The following is a 371-nucleotide window of genomic DNA, read 5'->3' on the forward strand; positions in this document are numbered from 1 at the left end:
TTGTCCGTGATGACGACGGTGGTGCCGGGCTCGCCCGTGCCGGTGAACTCCGTCCCGTTGGGGATGCTGTTCGTCTCCTCCAGGTTCGGGGTCAGGACCTCGAAGTCCGCCACGTGCTTGGTGTCGTCGACGATGTTCAGCTTGTCGAGGACGACCTTCTGCTCGCCGGCGGTGACGGTGATCGGGGCGGAGCCCACGGGGACCTTCACGGTGGTGGTCCATTCGCCGTTGTCGCCGATGGTGGTCTGACCGAGGACGGTGCCGTCCTTGTCGGTGATGACGACCTTCTCGCCGGGCTGGCCGGTGCCGGTGAACTCGGTGCCGTTGGTGCCGATGGTGGCGTCCGGGGTCGGGGTGGTGACCTCGAGCTT

At 66.8% G+C, this 371-nt stretch carries 1 protein-coding gene; it reads right to left on the reverse strand.

Features of this window, described 5'->3' with window-relative positions:
- Positions 1–371, reverse strand: a 371-nt coding sequence (locus U870_RS22915) for an Ig-like domain-containing protein (RefSeq protein ID WP_043710847.1), incomplete at both ends; no start/stop codon positions are given.

The organism is Leifsonia aquatica H1aii (assembly GCF_000633535.1).
Classification (GTDB): Bacteria; Actinomycetota; Actinomycetes; order Actinomycetales; family Microbacteriaceae; genus Leifsonia; species Leifsonia aquatica_A.